The 1,182-nt window shown below is 73.2% G+C and carries 1 protein-coding gene and 1 pseudogene; both read right to left on the bottom strand.

Features of this window, described 5'->3' with window-relative positions; translation table 11 throughout:
- Positions 1–28 precede the first annotated feature (28 nt).
- Positions 29–301 (bottom strand): annotated as a pseudogene (locus ACX9I7_RS32620) (macro domain-containing protein); the annotation flags it as partial.
- Positions 302–631: 330 nt separating this feature from the next.
- Positions 632–1,156: a hypothetical protein gene (locus ACX9I7_RS32615; RefSeq protein ID WP_459389401.1), complete on the bottom strand. Its 525-nt coding sequence runs from the start codon at positions 1,154–1,156 to the stop codon at positions 632–634.
- Positions 1,157–1,182 lie beyond the last annotated feature (26 nt).

Genomic DNA, 1,182 nt, shown 5'->3' with positions numbered 1-1,182 from the left:
AAACACTCTCGGTGGCGAGGCGGGTCAGTCACCCCACCCGCGCGGCGAGGGCCTCGGACGCCCGCTCGTCGAAGAGGACGAAGCGGACCTCCTCCACCCGCGTCTCCGTCGCCCGCACCGTCTCCACCGCGATGCGGGCCGCGTCCTCCATCGGCCAGCGGTAGACGCCCGTGGAGATGGCCGGGAACGCGACTGTCCTTGCGCCCAGTTCGTCCGCTACGCGCAGTGACTCGCGGTGGCACGACGCCAGCGGCTCCGAGCGGTCCTCCTCTGCTGAGAACACCGGGCTCACGGTGTTGAGCGTTTACCCACTGCTCACCCAGCGATCAGCGACCGTCAGCGCCCGAGCCCTCAAGGGGAGAGGGAGTGCGCTCACCTGCCCGCCGCCGAGCATGGGCTCAGCGGTGTTCGTTGCCGGGTCCACGGCCACCGACACCGTGCCAGGACCCGGGCGTGAGTGAGGGCTGTCGAAGCGTAGCCCGGCCAAGCGGACCGGGGCGGGAAAGTCCTTCCCGTACTCGAACCGCATGCCCCGCATGCCGCGGCGAACACCCTGACACCCCAGGTGATCGGCTTCTCGCGGCGCTCCACCGGGGACGCCGAGTGCCCCACGGGGCTGGGCGTGCGAGGGTCAGTGCCCCAGCGCCGCCTTGGCCGCGACGATGACGAGGCCGAGCAACAGGTTGACGACGCCCTCCGCGGCTGCCATCCGGCGGGACGCGCCCGCCCGGAGCGCGCCGAGGGCCGCCCAGAGGACCTGCTGGGCCACCGCCACGGCCAGAGCCAGCCAGGCCGTGCCGGCCCGGTCCGCCCCGAGCAGCGGGCCGGTCGCCACCGCCGCCGCGGGCAGCACCGCGGCCTCCACGATGGACCACTCGTGTCCCGCGACCCGCCGCACCTCCCGGTGGTCAAGGGGTCTGCCGACGACCCGCTCACCGGCGACCCGCGCGTACACGTGCGCCGCCCAGAACACCACGCCCGTGACCAGCAGCAGCACGATCAGCTGAAGCCGCGGGAAACCACCGACGCTACCGGCCGTGGCCACCACGGACGCCGCGAGCAACGAGCCGTACACCGCGCCCGCGTAGTCCGTCCGAGCGGAAGGGCGCCGCTCCTCGTGCGAGGGTTGCCCGCCCGGGGCCGAAGAACTGCTCACCGACCCACCATGATGGACCGCATCGC

Source organism: Streptomyces sp. L500 (assembly GCF_054551825.1).
The sequence above is the reverse complement of the archived record's forward strand: the minus strand, read 5'-3'. Positions and strand labels throughout refer to the sequence as shown.